Genomic DNA, 22,038 nt, shown 5'->3' with positions numbered 1-22,038 from the left:
TCATGTCTGTTGTTGATCCCGCAAGCGTAAATGTCGCACCCAAGCCGATGACCCCGCTTCAGGAGTTCTGGCACTATTTTAAACGTAACAAAGGCGCGGTTATCGGCCTGGTTTACATCATTTTGATGCTGTTGATTGCCATCTTTGCCGAGGTACTGGCGCCGCACGGGCCGGCGGAGCAGTTCCGTGACGCGCTGCTGCATCCACCTGTCTGGCAGGAGGGGGGAAGCTGGAGCTATATCCTGGGCACGGACGACGTGGGCCGCGATATTTTATCGCGTCTGATGTATGGCGCCCGCCTGTCCTTACTGGTGGGCTGTATGGTCGTCGTGTTATCCCTGATTTTTGGCGTTATTTTCGGCCTGCTGGCGGGCTATATCGGTGGGGCGGTTGATGCCACGATTATGCGCCTTGTCGATATCATGCTGGCGCTACCTAGCCTGCTGTTAGCCCTTGTTCTGGTCGCCATTTTTGGCCCGTCGATCGTCAATGCCTCTATCGCACTAACCTTTGTCGCGCTGCCGCACTATATCCGTCTGACGCGCGCAGCGGTGCTGGTTGAAGTGAACCGGGACTATGTGACGGCTTCCGGTGTTGCGGGGGCAGGCATGTTGCGTCAGATGTTCGTCAACATTTTACCTAACTGTCTGGCGCCGCTGATTGTTCAGGCGTCATTAGGCTTTTCCAACGCCATTCTCGATATGGCGGCGTTGGGCTTTCTCGGAATGGGTGCGCAGCCGCCAACGCCGGAGTGGGGCACCATGCTCTCCGACGTCTTACAGTATGCGCAAAGTGCCTGGTGGGTGGTGACTTTCCCTGGATTAGTCATTCTGCTTACTGTGCTGGCATTTAACCTGATGGGCGATGGTTTGCGTGATGCCCTCGACCCGAAACTCAAGCAGTAAAGAGGCACCGAGATGGCATTATTAAATGTAGATAAATTATCGGTGCATTTCGGCGACGATAAGGCACCGTTCCGGGCAGTGGATCGCATCAGCTACCAGGTTGAGCAAGGCCAGGTGGTCGGCATTGTTGGCGAATCCGGCTCGGGTAAATCCGTGAGTTCTTTGGCCATCATGGGATTAATCGACTTTCCCGGCAAAGTCATGGCGGAAAAACTCGAGTTCAATCAACGCGATCTGAAGCGGATTTCTGAAAAAGAGCGTCGTCAGCTAGTGGGTGCCGAAGTTGCAATGATTTTTCAGGACCCGATGACCAGCCTGAATCCCTGCTATACCGTGGGCTACCAGATCATGGAAGCCATCAAGGTGCATCAGGGCGGTAATAAAAGCACCCGCCGGCAGCGCGCAATTGACCTCCTGAATCAGGTCGGGATTCCCGACCCCGCTTCGCGTCTGGATGTTTATCCTCATCAGCTTTCGGGCGGGATGAGCCAGCGTGTGATGATCGCCATGGCTATCGCCTGTCGTCCAAAGCTGCTGATTGCTGACGAACCCACCACCGCGCTGGACGTGACGATTCAGGCGCAGATCATCGAACTGCTGCTGGATCTGCAAAAGCAGGAAAACATGGCGCTGATCCTGATCACTCACGATCTGGCGCTGGTGGCGGAAGCCGCACACCATATTATTGTGATGTATGCCGGACAGGTGGTGGAAAGCGGCAAAGCGACGGATATCTTTAAAGCGCCGCGTCATCCTTACACCCAGGCACTGCTCAGGGCGTTACCGGAATTCGCGGCGGACAAAGCACGGCTGGCCTCGTTACCCGGCGTCGTGCCTGGAAAATACGATCGTCCGATGGGCTGTCTGCTGAATCCGCGCTGCCCTTATGCCAATGACCGCTGCCGTAAAGAAGAACCTGAACTGCGGACGATTCCGGGACGTCAGTCCAAATGTCACTATCCGCTGGACGATGCCGGGAGACCAACTTATGAGTCCTGATAATACAAAGCACGAGTATCTGCTGCAGGCTGTCGACCTGAAAAAACACTATCCGGTGAAGAAAGGATTGTTTGGTCAGGAACGCCTGGTTAAAGCGCTGGATGGCGTCTCTTTTAATCTGGAGCGCGGTAAAACGCTGGCGGTTGTCGGAGAGTCTGGCTGTGGCAAATCCACGTTGGGCCGTTTACTGACCATGATTGAAACGCCGACAGAAGGGCAACTGTACTGGCACGGTCAGGATTTGTTAAAACACGATCCGCAGGCGCAGAAGCTGCGTCGGCAGAAAATTCAGATCGTGTTTCAAAACCCCTATGGTTCGCTGAATCCGCGCAAAAAAGTCAGTCAGATACTGGAAGAGCCGCTGGTCATTAACACCGCGCTGACAAAAGCGGAACGTCGCGAGAAAACGCTGGAGATGATGGCTAAGGTCGGATTAAAAACCGAGCATTACGATCGTTATCCCCATATGTTTTCGGGTGGCCAACGTCAGCGTATTGCCATTGCCCGTGGCCTGATGCTTGAGCCAGACGTGCTGATTGCTGACGAGCCGGTTTCAGCACTGGACGTGTCCGTGCGGGCACAGGTGCTTAATCTGATGATGGATCTGCAGCAAGAGATGGGGCTGTCCTATGTGTTCATTTCTCACGATTTATCCGTGGTCGAGCATATCGCAGATGACGTGATGGTGATGTACCTGGGACGCTGCGTGGAAAAGGGCAGCAAAGAGGCGATTTTTGCCAATCCACGCCATCCTTACACTCAGGCGCTACTTTCTGCCACGCCGCGACTCAATCCTGATGAGCGTCGTGAACGTATTAAGCTGACCGGGGAACTCCCCAGCCCGCTGAATCCACCGCCCGGCTGCGCATTTAATGCCCGCTGCCGGCGTCGTTTTGGCACCTGTGTTCAGCTGCAGCCCCAACTCAAGCAGTATGGCGACCAACAGATAGCCTGCTTTGCGGTTGACCAGGATGAAAACCAGCTAACGGCATCGGTCGAGTCTGCCAGCCAGCCTTAATCAGTGACAGGCGGAATCCTTGTGGGGTTAACCACAGGGAGCCCGCCATCACCGCCGTACGTTCATGTCGTTATTCAGTCCGTTTAACGTCACAACGGTTTCATTCCCCTTCGCCTGTGAAAGTCCAGCAACGTGCGATGTGCGTTCCACATTCCGTGCCACATCCTGCCGGTAAAACGTCCCGTCTGGGCGCTGCTGCTGCGCGTCCGAAGCCTGTTCTGTTCATCAGCATCATCTTTTCGCACCGGCACAATCATTAGCGGGTCGTGATGAGGTCAAACGAGAGGTCTTCAACCTAATTGATACATTAGCGACATGAACAGGGGCGTTTTCAGTGCTGGCGCGCTACTGTGGCAGGATGAAGGCGCTTTATTTTTTTGCTTCATCGATGGATTAAACAAATCGACTACTGAGGGAAATGTCGTAAAAAATAATGATTTCAACAGCGATCGGTTTCTAATTAGCAATAGTTAGCCGGGTAATACTTTACCCGCTGTAATTTGAAAACACGGAATCCGGCCAGGGGTAAAGCTACACTCGCCGGTAACATGCCGAATCGAATGAATTTTTTTTGCTCAGAAATACAAAGGGTTGGAAAAGCAGCTATCCTGATGTCAGCGATTGCTAAGATATTAATCAACTGTGAAAATATTTAACTTAAGATGGTCTCAACAATTTTGACGGATATATGTGAAATAGTACTCATTTTTTGCTAAAGAGTAGTGATTAGCATTAAGCTTTCTTATTGAATTCGTCGGTTTTGTAATCAGAATTATCTCACTGTGTTTAAATTATTATGATATATTCCTGGAAAAATCCCCCCTTAGTTGTAGGCCAGGGTCTATGAAAAATTACGACGACTTGCAGCGTTTTAAGGAAAAGACAAAAACGCTCGACATCGCCTTTCAGGATATGTCAGGCCAATCGCAGGAAGCGGCGGATAAAAGTAAATGGTCTCTCATTCGTCAACTGGCGAGCGAAGACCAGCACATGCCTTTTAGTGGGGGACAACGTATTGATCTGCCTCAGCCCCAGCCGATTCAGGGTGACGAATTCAGCACGCCTGAGGTGACGGAACGTTCTCAGCCTGTCACGCCGCCTGCTGCTGTGTCTTCGCATTCTATTATGAATAGCCTGACCAATAGTGAACCCGATGTTGAGGTGGTGGCGCCCGTTGCCCCTTCTTCTGCCTCACCTCTGTTTCCGGCTCCCTCCGCGCAATCTGTTGCACAGGAAACGGCGAGGGTTTCGCCCGTGACTGAGAAAGAAACGCGGATACCGCAGGTAACGGCGCAGCCGAATACTGACGTTCCTGCCACAGACCATAGCCGTTTTAGCGGGCTCTTCCGCGCGCGCAGCAGTGGGTCAGAAAATTTACCAAAAGAAACGTTATTAAAACCGCTACTGGAGAAGATTGCCTTATGCCGTTAGTTTGTGTGTGCTCGCCCAAAGGTGGGGTGGGGAAAACGACGTTGGCAGCGAATCTGGCCTGGAGTCTGGCCCGTTCAGGTAGCAAAGTGTTAGCAATCGATTTTGATGTTCAGAACGCCCTGCGCCTTCATTTTGGCGTGCCGCTGCACGATGGACGTGGCTTTGTTGCGCGCTCCGAGGAACAGGCGGACTGGAGCCAGTCTATTCTGACGACCGGCGGAAATATTTTTGTCCTGCCCTACGGCAATGTGACCGAATCCCAGCGCGAACGTTTCGAAGAAAACCTGACCAAAGATCCTCACTTCATTAAGCGCGGCCTCGACACTTTACTGAACTATCCCGGCCTGGTCATGGTCGCGGATTTTCCGCCTGGCCCCGGCCCTGCGCTTAAAGCGATAAAGACCTTAGCCGATATGCATCTGGTCGTGATGTTAGCCGATACCGCCTCAGTATCGTTATTACCGCATATTGAAGAAAATCGCCTGATTGGTCAGCCGCTGAACAGTAAACACGGACATTATTTTGTTCTGAATCAGTGTGACAATCGCCGGAATATTAATCGTGACGTGACGGCTTTTATTCAGCAACGTCTTGGCGATAATCTTTTAGGCCAGATTCATCGCGATGAAAGTGTGGGTGAAGCGAATGCCTCCCAGCAATCTGTTTATGATTTCAGCCCGTCATCCGCCGCTGCCTTTGATATTGAACTGATCGCTAAACGCGTCGCCAGTATTCTGAATGTCAATGTAGGGAATGGCGAAGTTCAGGCACAGATTCACACCAGCAACTATTAAATGTAATGACCTGGTCAGGCCAGGTTTAAAAAAACAGCTCTTTCAGGATGGAACATGGGTAAAATCGGGTTTTACCTGCTGCTACTGGTGCTTGCACCTGTTGCTGCGGTGATCATTATCACGCCAATGGATAGCCAAAAGCAGTATATTTTTGGCTTGATAAGCATCGGTATGGTGTTTTTATTGGGTGTCAGTAAAAGCCGTAAAATAACGGTCGTTATGGTTATTCTTTCCGCCCTGATGTCGTCCCGATATATATGGTGGCGAACAACGGAAACCCTGCATTTTAATTCTGAAATCGAAGCGATACTTGGCATCGGCTTATATATTGCTGAGCTGTACGTCTGGCTGATTTTGATCCTGGGTTTCCTGCAAACCACATGGCCATTGAAACGTACTATTGAACCCTTGCCAGAAGACACCCACTTATGGCCAACGGTCGATGTCTACATCCCGACATATAATGAAAGCCTCGACGTGGTGCGCGACACGGTTCTGGCTGCTCAGTGCATCGACTATCCACGCGACAAAATTAAGGTTTACCTGCTTGATGATGGTAAACGCAGAGAATTTGCCGTTTTCGCTGCCGATGTGGGAGTGGGCTACATTACTCGTGATGATAACAGCCATGCCAAAGCGGGTAATCTTAATCACGCGATGAAGATTACCAAAGGCGAGCTGATTTGCGTCTTTGACTGTGACCACGTCGCCACCCGGACTTTCCTGCAGGCAACGGTGGGGCCGTTTTTGAAAGATCCTAAGCTGGCACTGCTGCAGACGCCTCACTACTTTTACTCGCCAGATCCGTTTGAGCGCAACCTGAGTGCCGCTCGCAGTATTCCTAATGAGGGATCGCTGTTCTATGGTCCGGTTCAGCAGGGTAACGACAACTGGAACGCGACCTTCTTCTGTGGTTCCTGTGCCGTAATTCGTCGTTCAGCCCTGGAAGAGATCGGCGGCTTCGCAGTAGAAACGGTCACTGAAGATGCGCACACCGCGCTGAAAATGCAGCGTCTGGGGTGGGGATCGGCGTTTCTGGCGATTCCACTGGCTGCTGGCCTGGCGACCGAGCGCCTCGGGCTGCACGTCATTCAACGTACGCGCTGGGCCCGTGGTATGACGCAAATTTTTCGCGTGGATAATCCGCTGTTCGGCCGTGGTTTAAAATGGCAACAGCGGCTGTGCTACCTGAATGCCATGTTGCATTTCCAGTTTGGTCTGCCGCGAGTAGCCTTCCTGACCGCGCCGCTTGCCTATCTGCTGTTTAATCTAAATATCATCCATTCGTCGGCGTCGCTGATTTTCGCCTACGTTTTGCCGCATCTTGTCCTCTCCTTGTATGTTAACTCACGCATGAATGGCCGTTTCCGCTACACCTTCTGGGGTGAAATCTATGAAACGGTTATGTGCTTTCATCTGGTCATCCCCACTATCCTCACATTGCTTTCACCCAAACACGGAAAATTTAACGTGACGGATAAGGGCGGCGTACTGGACCAGGGGTTCTTTGATTTCCATATTGTTCGTCCTCACGTCATCGTGGCCTTTCTGCTCAGCGTCGGCATTGTGGCGGGCATTGTGCGCGCCACCATGCATGACTATTTTGGCGTGGATCCCTACGTGATTGCGCTCAACGTCGGGTGGGCAGTCTTTAGCTTAATTATTTTGATGGCAGCCATTGCTGTGGCACGCGAAACCAAGCAGGTACGAAAAACGATTCGTATTGAGGTACAGATTCCGGCCATTATCCACTATGCCAGCGGCATTTCATCCCGCACGATGACCAGCGATCTGTCGATGGGCGGCGCGAATCTGGATGCGCCAGATAATCGTCATGAGCACGATACGATTGAAGAGATCGATCTGATACTGAAGTCAGGCACTATTACCATCCCGGCGACCAAAATATCGGGCGATGAAGAAAGCATTCGTCTGAGCTTTGGTGCCATGCCGTTGGCACGTCGCCGCGAACTGGTGCGCGTGGTACTGGCACGTGCCGATGCGTGGATCCAGCCTGAATATAAGCAGGACAATCCGTTAACCTCTCTGGGCACCATCATTCGAACGGTTTTCGAACTGTTCTGGCTGACCTGGCGAGATCGTCGTGAGAAACGTAAGAGCGGCTCAGACGTTGCGGCGAAAGAGGACAGCGCAGTATGAGGATCTTGATACAGTCGATGCTGGCCGGTTCCCTCTCGGCGGTGCTGTGGGTCATTCCGGCCTCGGCTGAAACGCCCCTTGCAGACAACAGCGTGATGCCGACCAGCAGTGCGGCACCCAATAACAGCGCGGCGCCGACCAATAGTGCGGTCCCGAATAACAGCGCAGCACCCAATAACAGCGCGGCGCCGACCAGCAGTCCGGCACCCAATAACAGCGCGGCGCCGACCAACAGTGCGGCACCCAATAACAGTGCGGCGCCGACCAACAGTGCGGTACCGAATAACAGTGCGGTGCCAAATAACAGTGCCGCGTCGGTTCACAATGCGGCACCGAATAACAGCGCGGCCCCGGGCAGCGACCCTTCGCTTAGCAGCCAGGTCTCGCCTGCGGACAGCAGTGCGGCGGATAACCGTCCGGCATCGAGTGTTGCGACTGGCGCGCCTGATAACAGTACGGTATCTGCCAGCCCGACGGCACCCGTTAAGGGTGCCGCCGTTGCCGATTCGGCCACACAGATCGGAGAAAAGGCTCCCGCTCCGGCGGATGCACAGCCTGCCAGCAGCGCTTCGCCCGTCACTCAGGACAGCAGCGCGTTATCCAACGTGCCACCGCCAGCCGGCCTCGGTAATGCGGAAACGGGCCTGGAAGCCGCCGCAGGCGAAGCGCCCTACAGACCAGGCCAGACCGCTTCATCCGTCGACACAACCTCAATGGTCAGCAGCATGCTCAACCAGCCGGTGAGCAGCACGCTAAACGTGGCACAGATGGGACAACGTCAGGGCATTACGCTGACCGGCGGACAACTGCAGTCAGGCATCATTTTTACGTTACCGGGCGACGAGGTGGTGACCAACGCGCGTCTCAACCTGTCCCTGCGCGTTTCACAGGCGCTTGCCGCGCGCAATACCTCATTGCAGCTGATGTTAAACGGACAGCCGCTTGGCACGCTGCCGCTGGGGTCGGGTGACAGCGATGAAAGCGATTATCAGCTGGATATTCCGGCAGCGATGATTGTGTCCAGTAACAATTTGAGTTTCAAAATTAACGACGCGGACAAGCTGCTGTGTGAAAAAGACAGCGCAGAGCAGTACCAGGTCACTATTCTGCCTAAAACGATGCTGAGCCTTGAAGGCCAGCAGTTAAATATTGGCACCAGCCTGCGTAATTTCCCGCGTCCATTTATCGATCCTCAGCGTATGACTGCGGCTGACGTGACGTTTAGCTTTGCCGACAATGTCACGCCGGATACGGTGACTGCGGCGGTGCTGGTGGCCTCCTGGTTGGGTATTCAGAGTGATTATCGTGGCATCCATTTTCCTGTGGTGCGCGGTAATCTGCCGGAAAAAAACGGCATCCTGTTTGGTCATCCTGGTGACAGGATCGGTACGTTAACCTTTCCAGCCAGTCATGGTCCATCCCTGCAGATGGTCGATAATCCGGGTAATCCGGTTTACAAGCTCCTGCTGGTCAGTGGAGAAGATGAAAGTCAGCTGCGCCAGGCCGCTTATCGTTTGACCACCCAGCCACTGGCGACCGACAGCAACAGCATGCAGGTCAAACCGCAGTCCATTGTCCTGCGCACTCCTTACGATGCGCCGCACTGGATCAATACGGCGCATCCCGTGCGATTGAGTGAACTGCTGCGTAAAGATCAAAGCCTGACGGCGACCGGCATCTGGCACGATGCGATGCGGGTGAATTTCCGGGCTGCACCCGACCTGTTCCTCTGGGATGGCGATACGGTCCCACTCTATTTGCACTACCGTTTCCCGTCTGAAAACTGGATTGACGAGAAAAACTCGCTGCTTAACGTCACGTTGAACGGCACGTTTTTACGCAATCTGACGGTGAATAAAGTGGGCTTACTTGAAAGCGCCTGGCATCGCTTAGGGGGAGATGCGCGTCAGGAACATTACCAGATTAACCTCGATCCCTATTTGATTTATGGCGACAACCAGTTGGCGCTTTATTTTAACATCAAGCCTAAAGCCGATGCGCCCTGCGGCGTTTTGCTGAACAACAATATCAAAAGTCGAATCGAAGACGATTCCTGGATTGATCTCAGCCACACGCGGCATTTCAGTATGCTGCCTAATCTCTCCTATTTTATTGGTGCCTCTTTCCCGTTTTCCCGGCTGGCTGACTTTTCGCAGACCACGCTGCTGTTGCCTGAAAATCCAAGCGATGCGGAGATCTCAACACTGTTAAACCTGTCCGCCAGGGCAGGAAATGCCACCGGCGTGGCGCTGGCACAAAATCAGGTTCTGTTTGGTCTGCCAGTCGGCGGCAATAACCTGGCTCGCGTCCAGCAAAGTGACATACTGGCAGTGAGCACGACGGGCAACAGTGCGTTTAACCAGGCGATGCTGGCGAACTCCCCGTACGAGGCCAACGGCAGTGCGCTAGGGGTTAAAGAGCCGTCTGCGCTCGAAAAATTACGTAGCTGGCTGGTGGGCGACTGGTATCGCCAGCCGCTGGATGCCGATCGCTACTTCTCTTCAAATGAGTCCTGGCGTGGGTTTCTGAGCTACCGCTCAATGTGGAATCCGGATCGTCTGGTGGTCATGGCTGTGGCGACCAGCGACGATCAACTGCTGCGGTTGCATGGTGATCTAGGCTCGGCCCGCATCAACGCGGCGGTACGCGGCGATACGGCGATTATCACCGATGAGAACGGTATCCGGAGTTTCCGTGTGGGGCCGCAGTTCCCCAGCGGCGAGATGCCGTGGTACATGATGGTGGTGTGGTACGCGAATCAGCATTCGGTATTGATGGCGTTGGCTGCACTGCTGTTCTCCTCCATCGTAGGGAGTGCAGCGTGGGTGATGCTAAAACGACATGCGTCGCGGCGTCTTCAGTCAAAACACGATCGCGATGCCGGTAAGAAGTAAGGGTCATAATAATGAATAAAAACCAAATCAGTGCCGGTATCTGTCGTGCGTTGTTACTGGGCGGGGCGCTCTCGCTGTCTTTGCCATTGCAGGCGGCGGAGAGCAGCAACCCGGCCTTGCAGGCGCTCTTTGATCAGGCGGCCTACTGGCATCAAAAGGCTCATGACGACCTGGCAAAAGCGTCACTGCAAAAAGTGCTCATGGTTGAGCCCAACAATACTCAGGCGCTTTATCTGCTGGCGCTCTATTCGCAACAAAGCGGTGACAACGCAGGAGCCATGCAGTATCGCACGCGTCTCAGTCAGGTTTCACCTGACGATCCGCACCTTGCTGAACTGGATAATGCCCGTCAGTTGCAGACAATTCCCCAGGCGCAACTCTCGCTGGCCCGTCAGCAGGCCAGAAGCGGAAATATTGCGGCGGCCTTGCAGACCTGGCGCAATACCTTTAGCGGCAACGAACCGCCCGCCAGCGTGGCTGCCGAATATTATCTGACCATGGCCGGCGATCGCACGTTGCTGCCACAGGCCATTGAAGCGTTGCGCGAGTTTTCAGCCCAGCATCCTCAGGATACGGGAGCCAAACTGGCGTTGGGCAAGGCGCTGACTTATCAGGACTCGACCCGACGTGAAGGCATTGACTTGCTGAGTACGCTGGCAAGTGGCAATCAGGATGCCGATCGTTCTCTTCGTCAGGCGCTGTTGTGGCTGGGTCCACAGGCATCGGATGCCTCGCTCTATCAAACCTGGCAGCAGCGGCATCCCCAGGATAATGCGGTAATGGACTATTACCGCAAGAACGTGGGCGGAGCCGAAAAAGGCGCAGGATTTAGCGCGCTTAACAGCGGCGACGTCAACACGGCGGAAAGCAATTTCGGCAAAGTGTTACAGGCTAACCCGCAGGATGCGGATGCGCTGGCCGGGATGGGATACGTCGCGCAACGAGAAGGCCGTTATCAGGACGCAGCGGATTATCTGCAGCGCGCGGCGCAACTGGGTGGCGATCAAAGCGCCGATCGCCAGAAGCAGGCTGCTGATGCGCGTTTTTATGCGCAGTTAGCCAGCGCCCAGCAGGCCTTTAAAAATGGCGACAGCGCGCAGGCACTGGCGCTGAGCGAACCGCTAACGCATGCAGAAGGTGAGAAGGGCGTTGCGGCCAGCTTATTCCGTGCCGATATTTTGCGCCGCAGTAATCAGCCCGATCAGGCAGAGCAGGCTTATCGCGCGATTCTGAAAACCGATCCCGATAACCGGAGCGCACGCGAAGGATTGTTCTACGTGCTGCGTCAGCAGAACCGCAGCGCTGAAGCCAATACGTTACTGGCCTCATTGCCGGAAAGCGTCAGGCAAAGTGTGGCGCCGCGAGGCAGCAGCGTTGATCCGATTCGCCAGCAGGCGAAACGTCAGGCCGCGGCAGGCAATATGAATGCCGCTATTGCTACCCTGCAGCAAGGTATCCAGCGTTATCCGCAGGATGGCTGGTTACGTCTCGACCTCGCCCGCCTTTACCGTCAGCAAGGGAATACCCTGCTGGCGGCGGGCGTCATGCAGCCGGTGATGCGGAGTGGTGCCAGCACCACGGAACGCTATGCGGGCGCTATCAACGCCAGTGAGAGTGGCGCCTGGCAGCAGGCAAGTTCGCTGTTGGCGGGTATCCCTGCCCGCGAGCAAAACCGTGATATGCGGGAACTGGCACAGCGTGTGAATTTCAATTTGCAAATGGCCACGGCCGATCAGTATCTGGCGCAAGGATCGAATGCCGCAGCGGCAAACACGCTGAAAGCGCTGGCGGTGAATCCGCCTGATAATCCTGTTGATGCCGGGAACCTGGCACAAAAGTTGGCCAAGGCCGGCGATATCAACACTGCCGTGGCGGTGGTTCGCGGAAATATGCAGCGCGGTGTTCAGGGAAATGCCGGAGATTATGCCGCTCAGATAGCCGTACTGAATCAGGCCGGGCTGGACAATGAGGCACAACGTTTTCTTAGCCTGCCCGAGCTGCAGGCACGCAGTACACCAAAGCAGCTGGCAGAGATACGTGAAGGTTACCTGATTAACGACGTTGATCGGCTGCGACAGCAGAAGCAGTATGCGGCTGCCTACGATAAGCTGATTGGTGCACTGCAGCGCGATCCGCAGAACCGTGATTTGATGTTCGCCATGGCCCGTCTGTATCAGGACGGCAAAATGAATAAAGACGCGGGCGTCGTCTACGACTATTTGATGACCCAGGATACGCCATCCCAGGATGCGCGCGTTGGCGCAATCAATGTCGCGCTGGCACAAAATAACGTGCAGCGTGCCAATGAACTGGCAAAAGGACTGACGTCAAGCCAGACGCCACAGCGTCAGTTGCTCCTGGCGCGGGTCGCCGAGGCCAATGGCGATCACATGCAGGCCATGCGCTATCTACGCTCGGCACGCGGTCAGATTATTGGTTTGCAAGGCGCACAGCCCGGTTCCACGCCGAACATTGGCGGACTGGCCCTGGCCGACAATCCCTTTATCAATCGCAGTACCTCGCCCGTGGGGCGCACGCCGTCCAGCTATGGCACCGTGCTGCCGTGGCAGGTTGCGCCGGTATCCGCAGAGGGCACGCAGGAGGGCACCCTGGCCGGTGCCAATACGGTTTCCTCTCAGCAGGCTCAGACGCTGCACGATGTTGACGCCATGATGGAGACGTTGCAGGAAAAGACCGGCACCTGGGCGCAGGGCACCGTGCAGGTGCGCGGGCGTGACGGTGAGTCAGGGCTGAGCCAGTTAACGGAAGCCAAAGCACCGCTGACCTTCTCTACCGTGCCGTTTGGCGATGCGCGTTTCAACTTTACCATGACACCCGTTTCACTCACGGCGGGTAGCGGTGCAGGCGATGCCTGGCGTCGCTTTGGCACGAATGCGCTGGAGCAGGGCAAAGTGGTCGCGGCCGGTCTTGCTAAAGTCGACGATGTCCCGGCTGCCACAACAGATTCGCAAAGCGCATCTGGCGTGGAGCTGAATCTTGCCCTTCAGGGCGACAGCTATAAAGTCGATCTGGGCAGCACGCCACTGGGCCAGGATCTTAATACGCTGGTGGGAGGGGTGCAATGGTCGCCTAAACTCACGGATTTCCTGACGCTGATTCTGACCGGTGAGCGCAGGGCTATTACCGACAGCCTGCTGTCTTACGTTGGCACGGAAGACAAGTCCAGCGGCAAACGTTGGGGTAACGTCACCAAAAACGGCGGCAATGCGCTTCTGAGTTATGACAACGGCGATGCCGGATTATTTGTCGGGGCAGGCGCTTACAGCTACGTGGGTAATAACGTGGCCAGTAACAATAATCTGCAAGCCAATGCGGGTGTTTATGTCCGTCCTTTCTATGCTGACGATCGAGAACTAAAGGTCGGCATGAGCCTGTCCTGGATGAATTTCTCGAAAAACCTCAGCTACTTTAGCTATGGCCAGGGCGGTTATTTCAGCCCACAGGACTATGCGTCGATTTCTTTCCCAGTCGACTTCTCACGCACGTTTGACGATCTTAAAGTTAACATTGGCGGCGCAGTGGGTTACCAGAGCTACAGTCAGGATAAGAGTGCTTATTTCCCGGGCGATGCGGGTCGTCAGGCGCAGCTGGAGCAGTTGGCTGCCAATGGCAATGTGAAAAGCGCCTTCTATGAAGGCAACAGTAAAAACGGTGTAGGTTATAACCTGCATGCGGGCGCGGATTACAAAATTGATAAAGATGTCACGATTGGCGGACAGCTGGGTTATGACACCTTTGGTGACTACAACGAGAGCACGGCGCAGCTCTATTTCCGTTATTTATTCGGAGAGAAGTAATGAGTGAAGCATTTAGCGGGATGACCCACCCGTATCAGCCTGGCTGGTTTGATCTGGTCAGCGTAATGGTTGAAGGAATGATTGCCAACGCCGGCCAGGAGCAGGCGGAGGCGTTTCTGCACAGCATGGGCGAATCGCTGGCGACACGCTATCCTTTACCTGAATCGCGTACGGTGCAGGATTTTGAACGAGAAGTGAACCTGCAGCTGGCCCGGTTCAGTTGGGGATTTGTGCAGTTACAGCCGCAGGAAAACGCCCTGTTGATCAAGCATCATGCTCTGCCTGTCGGCGACAGCACACAGTCGGCCGCTCACTGGCAGGCGGCATTGAGCGCCATCCTGGCGGGGATGTTTTCCGGCTGGCTTCAGGGCCAGGGCGGCAGTAAAACCGTGCCGGTTGTGCTGGAGCTGAACGATGGTCATACCATGCATTTTCGATATCAATAAGGTGCTCTGATGAGAGTTAAGCCCGTGTGGTCCGGTATTCTGGTTTTGTTTATGATGTTTTTCAGCACCCAGGCGATGGCAAGTGGTTGGGATACCTATAAAAGCCGCTTTCTTCAGTCAGACGGACGCATTATTGATACGGCAAATAATAATGTCAGTCACACAGAAGGCCAGGGTTACGGCATGTTGCTGGCGGTGGCTTATAACGATCGCGCGACGTTCGATAAACTCTGGAAGTGGACGCGCACGAACCTGCGCAATCCGCAAAACGATCTGTTCTACTGGCGCTACATTCCTGATGCACAGGATCCTGTCGCGGATAAAAATAACGCGTCCGATGGCGATGTACTGATTGCATGGGCGTTGCAACGGGCAGCGCAAAAATGGAATGCAAGCGATTATCAGCAGGAATCGGACCGCATTCAGCGTGCGATAGTCAAACTCGATGTGACGAACTTCGGTGGCCACACCGTAATGATGCCGGGTGCCCAGGGATTCAATAAGAACAGCTATGTGGTTTTGAATCCCTCTTATTTCCTTTTTGTCGCCTGGCAGGAGTTCGGCCAGCGCAGCCATTTGCAGGTCTGGAACAAGCTGATTGATGGCGGGATGGCGCTGCTGGGCAAGATGCATTTTGGCAACAGCGATCTGCCGCTTGACTGGGTCGCGCTGAACGCCGACGGCTCCGTCGCGCCTGCGGTGGGTTATTCAAATCGCTTTAGTTACGATGCCATCCGCGTGCCGCTGAATATCTGGTGGTACGATCCGCAAAGCCTGGCACTGGGGCCTTTCCAGCGACTCTGGCAGGGCTATGGTCGTATGAATACGCCGGCCTGGTTTGATGTGCTGGCCAATACGGCGGCGCCTTACCATCTGGAAGGCGGCTTGCTGGCGGTACGTGATTTGGTACTCAACGAAACAGGCTACCTGAGTGACAAACTGTCTCCTGAGCAGAACTACTTTTCTGCCAGCCTGCAGTTACTGACCTGGATGGCTTATCAGGAAAAGCGCTGATCGTGGCCTGAACACAGACGGCAGCATTCCTTCCCTGTTCCACATTAAGGGGATGCTGCTGAGACAACTCTCTTTTTGTTACATCCTCCTTTCTGAATCGTCTGCTTCCGCCCCCTTAAGCCACAAAATAACGCTGCAATAGGATATACTTGACACGCTTTTCCAGACGGATATCTACACTCTTAGCGAGCCGGGAGTAAAATTTTTGCGCGTAAGCCGATCACTGACGATAAAACAGATGGCAACCGTTTCTCTGATTGCGACGGTCACCATCAGCATTTTTATCGTTATCCAACTGTTCCATTTTGTGCAGCAGCGCAGGATCGACTACGCCCAGCAAATGGAGAATATCGCGCATACCGTGCGTCAGCCGCTGTCTGAAGCCGTCCTTAAAGCCGATATTCCTCAGGCCGAACGCATTCTTCACTCTCTTAAACCGGCAGGCATCTTATCGCGCGCGGATGTGGTGTTGCCCAATGCTTTTCAGGCGCTCCACGCGAATTTTGAAAACGAAAAGCCGGTTCCCAGGCTGGTGGCCCGTCTGTTTGAGCTGCCGGTGCAAATCACGCTACCGCTCTATTCGGTGGAACATACTGGCCTACCTAAGCCGCTGGCCTATCTGGTTTTACAGGCCAATTCAACGCGTGTTTATCAGTTTATCCTGAGCACGCTCTCGACGATGATCATCACCTACCTACTGCTGGCGCTGATACTGTCGGTCTCGATAAGCTGGTGCATCAACCGGTTAGTGGTGCATCCACTGCGGCGAATTTCACGTGAGATACAGGAGTTGCCGCCCCAGTCAATTCTGACGCACAAACTCACCCTGCCTGCCGATCATCGCGACGATGAAATCGGTATGTTGATTCGCAGTTATAACCGCAATCAACACGTGCTGGAGTCTATCCACGATGAGATGAGCCGGTTAACGACGCACTTTGCCGTTACCGATCTGCCTAACCGGGCATTGTTTTTAGCACTGTTGGACCAGTTTATCTCTTCCCGGAGACAGCCTTTTAGTTTGATGGTCATCCGCATTGAAACGCTGCAGGAAGCCAACGGCGTATTAAGCGACGAGCAGCGCGATACGCTGATGTTAACGCTGGTCGACAAAATTCGCAGCACCATTGATGACCGCACTGTCTTAGCGCAGACCACAACCAGCGATTTCGTTCTGTTGATGAAATCAGCCAATAACCCGTTTCGCGCCCTGCGTCTGGCCCGTAATCTGATGATTCGCCTAAACCAGCCCGTCAATCTGCATCAATTACAGCTACGGCCTAATGCCAGCATCGGCCTGGCATTAGGTGAAGAGGGTGAGTCGATGGGCGCCGGTGAAATGCTGGACAGAGCGACTTCGGCCATGATGTCAGCACGCCGTCAGGGCAAAAATCAGATCCTGTTTTTTGATGCGGCGTTAACTGAGCGTGCGCAAAAACGCCTGACCCAGGAACATGATATTTTACAAGGCCTGCACGACGACCAGTTTGCCCTTTATCTGCAGCCTCAAATCGATATGCAGACCGGCAGGTTAGCCGGTGCGGAAGCGCTGTTACGCATGCGTCAGGCCGACGGCAGCTATGGCTTACCCGAAGAATTCATCGCCAGTGCTGAAGAGATCGGGGTGATTTCCGCCATTGGCCGTTGGGTCGTTGAGGAAGCCTGTCGCATTCTGGCGGGCTGGCAGCGTCACGGCGTAACGGTGCCGCTGAGTATCAATATTTCTGCCGTACAGTTACGCGATGCCAGCATCGTCAGCCATTTGCACGCTCTGCTTGAGCGGCATCGCATTGCGCCCGGTTCTCTGGTGCTGGAGATGACCGAAACCGCGCAGATTGGCGATGCCGAGCAGGCTATTTCTCTGCTGAGAATGCTGCAAAAAACCGGTGTTGCCGTCGCGCTTGATGACTTTGGGATGGGCTATTCCAACCTGAACTATCTGCACCAGTTTAAGTCATTGCCAGTCAATAAGCTTAAAATGGACCGCAGCTTTGTGGCCGCCTTACCTGAAGATGACACGATGGTGCGCATCGTTGCGGCCATTGCGGATATTATCGATCTGGATGTGATTGCTGAAGGGGTAGAAACCTGTGAGCAGCGTGACTGGCTGCTTGCGCGTGGTATCACGATTGGTCAGGGTTATCTCTACTCTGAAGCCCTGCCGCTGGCGCAGTTCAATGCGCAATGGGTTCCCTCACCTCAACCGGAGGATTAGTCCTCTGATTCCTTGATTTTGCAAGAATTTTAGTTACAAAACCCCTTGCTGAAGCGTTTCAGTTCAGAATTACGCTTGTATCATTTCCCCTGACTTTGCAGCCCTGTATTAATCACGTAAACAGAGTGTTATTTTCTGTCCACTGTCTGGCCCGGCCTGCCTCGCCAGCCAGTCACTATAAAAAATCCGACAACATTACCCTATTCGTTAGTGGATACCTGTTTATGAAACTATTTAAAAGCCTTTATTTCCAGGTTCTGGTCGCCATTGCTATCGGCGTACTTATGGGCCATTTCTATCCAGATTTAGGTACCCAAATGAAGCCGTTAGGGGATGGCTTCGTTAAATTGATCAAAATGATCATCGCGCCTGTGATTTTCTGTACGGTGGTGACCGGTATCGCCGGGATGGAAAGCATGAAAGCCGTCGGCCGCACGGGTGCGGTTGCGCTGCTCTATTTTGAAATCGTCAGTACTATTGCGCTGATCATCGGTCTGATCGTGGTTAACGTTGTACAGCCTGGTGTGGGCATGAACGTTGATCCCGCGACGCTGGATGCGAAAGCTGTGGCCATTTATGCCCAGCAGGCCGAGCAGCAAGGCATCGTTGCCTTCTTACTGGATGTGATTCCGGGCAGCGTGATTGGTGCTTTTGCCAGCGGTAACATTTTGCAGGTCCTGTTGTTTGCCGTCCTGTTCGGTTTTGCGCTGCATCGTCTGGGCAACACGGGCACGTTAATTTTCAACGTGATCGAAAGCTTCTCCAAAGTGATTTTTGGCATCATCAATATGATCATGCGCCTTGCGCCTATTGGGGCATTTGGTGCCATGGCCTTTACCATCGGTAAATATGGCGTAGGTTCACTGGTCCAGCTTGGACAGCTGATTATCTGCTTCTATATCACCTGTATTCTGTTTGTGGTGGTGGTGCTGGGACTCATCGCTCGCGTCTTCGGTGGCTTCAGCATCTTTAAATTCATTGCCTACATCAAAGAAGAGCTGCTGATTGTACTGGGCACCTCTTCATCGGAATCTGCACTACCACGTATGCTGGATAAGATGGAACGGCTGGGTTGTAAGAAGTCCGTGGTGGGGTTGGTAATTCCAACAGGCTATTCCTTTAACCTGGACGGAACCTCAATCTACCTGACGATGGCGGCTGTCTTTATCGCCCAGGCCACCAATGCCCACATGGATATCTTCCATCAGATTACGCTGCTGGTCGTGCTACTGCTGTCTTCCAAGGGCGCAGCCGGGGTAACGGGCAGCGGGTTTATTGTGCTGGCGGCAACGCTTTCAGCAGTAGGACATTTACCGGTTGCTGGCCTGGCGCTGATTTTAGGTATTGACCGCTTTATGTCCGAAGCGCGTGCGCTGACCAATCTGGTCGGTAACGGCGTTGCTACGGTGGTGGTGGCAAAATGGGTCGATCAGCTGGATAAAAAACAGCTGGGTGACACGCTGGCGGGCAAAAATAAGGCAGAAAATCCCTCAGAATCTGCGATTTAACCTTTGAATGTGATTTAATCCTCTCAAATGCCCGCTGTCACTTGCCCTGACAGCGGGCATTTGGATAATAAACCCCACTTGTTTTTTTCAACGTTTTTCACTTCGTTGCGTGACATCCCGGTCTTCCTGTGGTCAAACCTGTTGTTAATGATCGGCAGCGCGAATCGGCCATGTCCGGTTTGCTTATAAACGCGGCTAAACGCGCCAGTGATAACGATTTTTGAATTGTTTGAGTAGGGGTTCACATGCAGGGCACCAGAATTCGGCTTTTGGTTGGTGGATTAGTACTGGCAGCGACCAGTTACGGTGCGCCGGCAGAAACGCTGCAACCTGATCCAGCCTGGCAACAGGGAAGACTGGACAACGGATTTAACTGGCAACTGTTGGCAACACCGCAACGGCCAAGCGATCGCATTGAGTTACGCATGGTGGTTAATACCGGTTCACTGGTGGAAAGCGCCCAGCAAACCGGTTTCAGCCACCTTTTGTCACGCCTGGCGCTGGTACATAATACCGCCCTGGATACGAATCAGCAGCGCGCATTATGGCAGCAGAGTATCGATCCACAGCGGCCTCTGCCGCCGGTTATTTCATCGTATGATTACACGCAATACAATTTAAGCCTGCCCAATAACCGCCCTGAGTTACTGAAAGAAGCCCTGAACTGGCTGGCGGCCACGGCGGGTGATATGGCAATTACTAATCAGGTTGTCGATACAGCCCTGTCCGCTTCCGATCCGGTAAGAACCTGGCCTGCGGATACTCAGGATGTCTGGTGGCGCTATCGGCTGAAAGGATCGGCGTTGCTGGCGCACGACCCGGCTGAGAAACCGCGTGCCCCCGTTGACGTCGCGCAGTTGAAAAGTTTCTACCAGCAGTGGTATACGCCAGATGCCATGACACTTTATGTCGTCGGCAATGTCGACAGCCGTAACCTTTCCGAACAAATCAACAAAGCGTTTTCACCGCTGGAAGGCAAGCGCAGCGCCCCTGCATCCATGCCCACCCTGTCTCCTTTGCCGCACGATCCGGTTAACCTGGTCAGCGGCACGTTAGCGCAGGATCGCCTGTCCCTTGTCTGGGATACGCCGTGGCAGCCCATCCGGGACTCACAGAACTTGCAGCGTTACTGGCGTAGCGATCTGGCGCGCGAAGCGCTGTTCTGGCACGTTCAGCGCGCAATGAGCAATAAAAAAGTTCAGGGTGCGCAGGTGGGATTTGACTGTCGGGTGCTTTACCAGCGCGCGCAGTGTTCCATTAATATGGATACGCGCAATGACAGCCTGGAACAGAATATGAACCTGGTTGCCCGCGAGCTGGCTGCCGTGCGCGATAACGGTTTGCCCCAGGAAGAGTTTGATGCCCTGATGGCCCAAAAACTTCTGGAGCTGAATAAGCTGTTCACAACCTACGCGCGCACAGATACTGACGTGCTGATCAGCCAGCGTTTACGCTCGCAGCGCAATTCGGTGGTAGATATTGCACCGGAGCAGTATCAAAAGCTGCGGCAGAATTTTCTCTCCGGCCTGACGCGGGAGCAGCTCAATCAGGAGCTGCGGCAGCAACTGAGTCAGGAGTTAATGATGGTACTGATTCAACCGGAAGGGGAATCAGAAACCAACGTTAAGAGCCTTAAAACGGGCTGGGATAAGCTGATGGCGTTGCCTGCGACAGCATCTGCACCGGCGGCTGGCGGGGACGTCAGCCAGCCGGACAGTAATGCTGCCGGTGATGCAGCGCCACCCACCTCCTGATCTATCAGGTTTTTGCCCTGAGCCATTCGGTCACTAACATTGGCCAACTGGCGAGGGGCAAATCCGCAACGCCACGGATGCCAAAACCGTGCCCGCCTTTCTGGTAAAAATGCACTTCGACGGGAACATTGTGTTCCCGTAATGCACTGAAAAACACCATGCTGTTATTCACCGGGACGGCATCATCATCGGCGGCATGAATCAGCAAGGTCGGCGGCACCTGGCTGTGCACCCGGGTTTCGAGTGAATAGGCATCAATCGCTTTCTGGTCAGGCCATGCGCCTAATAAACGGGTGCGCGAGCCTTCATGGGCCAGGCCATCACGCATGCTGATCACAGGATAAACCAGCACCATGGCGTCCGGACGAGGCGAAAAACTCTCTGCATTGTCCTGAACGGGATAAATCTTCTCCGCAAACCGCGTGCCGAGACTTGCGGCAACATGGCCACCAGCCGAAAAACCCATCATAACAATGTATTTGCCGTTCAGGCCACGCTGCGCCCGCTCGCGCAGGACGCGCACGGCTCGCTGCGCATCGGCGAGCGGGGCATCCGGTCCTTCATGATGTCCGTCATAGGGCAGGCGATAGGTCATGACGGCGAGGGTATAACCCATAGAGGTGAAAAAGGTTGCCAGCGCGCTGCCTTCACGGTCAATCATAATGCGATGGTAGCCCCCGCCGGGCGCGACCAGGAGCGTAATCCCGTTGGATTCCACAGGATGCCAGATAGCCATTTCCGGGCAGCGAACGCCGGTTGCCACGCGATCGTAGGGTTCGTACTCTTTTGCCGTATCAACTATTTGTGGCTGAGCGCGTGAATCGCTGGCACCGGGCGCATCACCATTAGGCCAGATATTAATGATTTCAGTATTCATAGCTGTGTCCTGATGCGAGAGATGTTGTCGTTGTTTTGTTCGCGGCCGTGAAAACAGCATCCTGCTGTCGCTGTTTAAAAGATGGCCTCTTTTGGCCTAATCGTCCAACTCAAAACCGCTAAAATGCCGAGATTCAGACTATGCCTGGCATGCTGAGCATGGTGCTAAGCCAATAATTTTAAAGGAATAAAAATGAATTAAGATT

The 22,038-nt window shown here is 54.1% G+C and carries 14 protein-coding genes; 13 read left to right on the top strand and 1 reads right to left on the bottom strand.

From position 1 onward, the window contains the following. Nucleotides 1-2: 2 nt before the first annotated feature. The 13 genes from dppC to GKC68_RS21885 all read left to right on the top strand — a co-directional run bounded on the left by dppC (nt 3) and on the right by GKC68_RS21885 (nt 20,956). Nucleotides 3-905, top strand: a complete 903-nt coding sequence (gene dppC / locus GKC68_RS21945; RefSeq protein WP_028725406.1) for a dipeptide ABC transporter permease DppC — start codon at nt 3-5, stop codon at nt 903-905. 12 nt (nt 906-917) lie between these two features. Next, nucleotides 918-1,904, top strand: coding sequence for a dipeptide ABC transporter ATP-binding protein (gene dppD, locus GKC68_RS21940; RefSeq protein WP_028725407.1), 987 nt, complete (start codon nt 918-920; stop codon nt 1,902-1,904). Then, entirely contained in the window at nt 1,894-2,922 is a 1,029-nt protein-coding gene (gene dppF, locus GKC68_RS21935) for a dipeptide ABC transporter ATP-binding subunit DppF (RefSeq protein WP_028725408.1), read from the top strand. The genes dppD and dppF overlap by 11 nt, the downstream gene beginning before the upstream one ends. A gap of 843 nt (nt 2,923-3,765) precedes the next feature. Beyond that, nucleotides 3,766-4,353: a cellulose biosynthesis protein BcsO gene (bcsO, locus tag GKC68_RS21930; protein WP_028725409.1), complete on the top strand. Its 588-nt coding sequence runs from the start codon at nt 3,766-3,768 to the stop codon at nt 4,351-4,353. Then, nucleotides 4,344-5,147 carry a cellulose biosynthesis protein BcsQ gene (gene bcsQ, locus GKC68_RS21925; protein WP_013024034.1) on the top strand — a complete coding sequence of 268 codons (804 nt, stop codon included), beginning with the start codon at nt 4,344-4,346 and terminating at the stop codon, nt 5,145-5,147. Before bcsO ends, bcsQ begins: the two co-directional genes overlap by 10 nt. Before the next feature lie 54 nt (nt 5,148-5,201). Further along, complete coding sequence (gene bcsA, locus GKC68_RS21920) at nt 5,202-7,307, top strand: UDP-forming cellulose synthase catalytic subunit (protein WP_052177143.1); 2,106 nt, start codon at nt 5,202-5,204, stop codon at nt 7,305-7,307. Further along, nucleotides 7,304-10,201 (top strand): cellulose biosynthesis cyclic di-GMP-binding regulatory protein BcsB, encoded by a 2,898-nt coding sequence (gene bcsB / locus GKC68_RS21915; protein WP_342656500.1) that lies wholly within the window; start codon nt 7,304-7,306, stop codon nt 10,199-10,201. Before bcsA ends, bcsB begins: the two co-directional genes overlap by 4 nt. 11 nt (nt 10,202-10,212) lie before the next feature. Then, nucleotides 10,213-14,019: a cellulose synthase subunit BcsC-related outer membrane protein gene (locus GKC68_RS21910; RefSeq protein ID WP_342656499.1), complete on the top strand. Its 3,807-nt coding sequence runs from the start codon at nt 10,213-10,215 to the stop codon at nt 14,017-14,019. Continuing rightward, nucleotides 14,019-14,465, top strand: coding sequence for a cellulose biosynthesis protein BcsD (gene bcsD, locus GKC68_RS21905; RefSeq protein ID WP_028725412.1), 447 nt, complete (start codon nt 14,019-14,021; stop codon nt 14,463-14,465). Before GKC68_RS21910 ends, bcsD begins: the two co-directional genes overlap by 1 nt. 9 nt (nt 14,466-14,474) lie before the next feature. Continuing rightward, a complete protein-coding gene (locus GKC68_RS21900) occupies nt 14,475-15,479 on the top strand; it encodes a glycosyl hydrolase family 8 (RefSeq protein ID WP_047714873.1) in 1,005 nt (334 codons plus the stop codon). Nucleotides 15,480-15,684: 205 nt separating this feature from the next. Next, the gene (gene hmsP, locus GKC68_RS21895) at nt 15,685-17,694 is read left to right on the top strand and encodes a biofilm formation regulator HmsP (protein WP_264253304.1); all 2,010 of its coding nucleotides are present in this window, start codon (nt 15,685-15,687) and stop codon (nt 17,692-17,694) included. Between the two features lie 218 nt (nt 17,695-17,912). Next, a complete protein-coding gene (locus GKC68_RS21890) occupies nt 17,913-19,202 on the top strand; it encodes a dicarboxylate/amino acid:cation symporter (protein ID WP_170934936.1) in 1,290 nt (429 codons plus the stop codon). Nucleotides 19,203-19,447: 245 nt separating this feature from the next. Continuing rightward, nucleotides 19,448-20,956 (top strand): pitrilysin family protein, encoded by a 1,509-nt coding sequence (locus GKC68_RS21885; RefSeq protein WP_047714875.1) that lies wholly within the window; start codon nt 19,448-19,450, stop codon nt 20,954-20,956. A 4-nt stretch (nt 20,957-20,960) separates the two neighbouring features. On the opposite strand, the gene GKC68_RS21880 is transcribed toward GKC68_RS21885, so the two are convergent. Beyond that, complete coding sequence (locus GKC68_RS21880; protein ID WP_028725417.1) at nt 20,961-21,833, bottom strand: alpha/beta hydrolase; 873 nt, start codon at nt 21,831-21,833, stop codon at nt 20,961-20,963. Between the last annotated feature and the right edge of the window lie 205 nt (nt 21,834-22,038).

The sequence above is a fragment of the Pantoea sp. RSPAM1 genome, assembly GCF_038816185.1.
GTDB lineage: Bacteria > Pseudomonadota > Gammaproteobacteria > Enterobacterales > Enterobacteriaceae > Pantoea > Pantoea ananatis.
The sequence above is the reverse complement of the archived record's forward strand: the minus strand, read 5'-3'. Positions and strand labels throughout refer to the sequence as shown.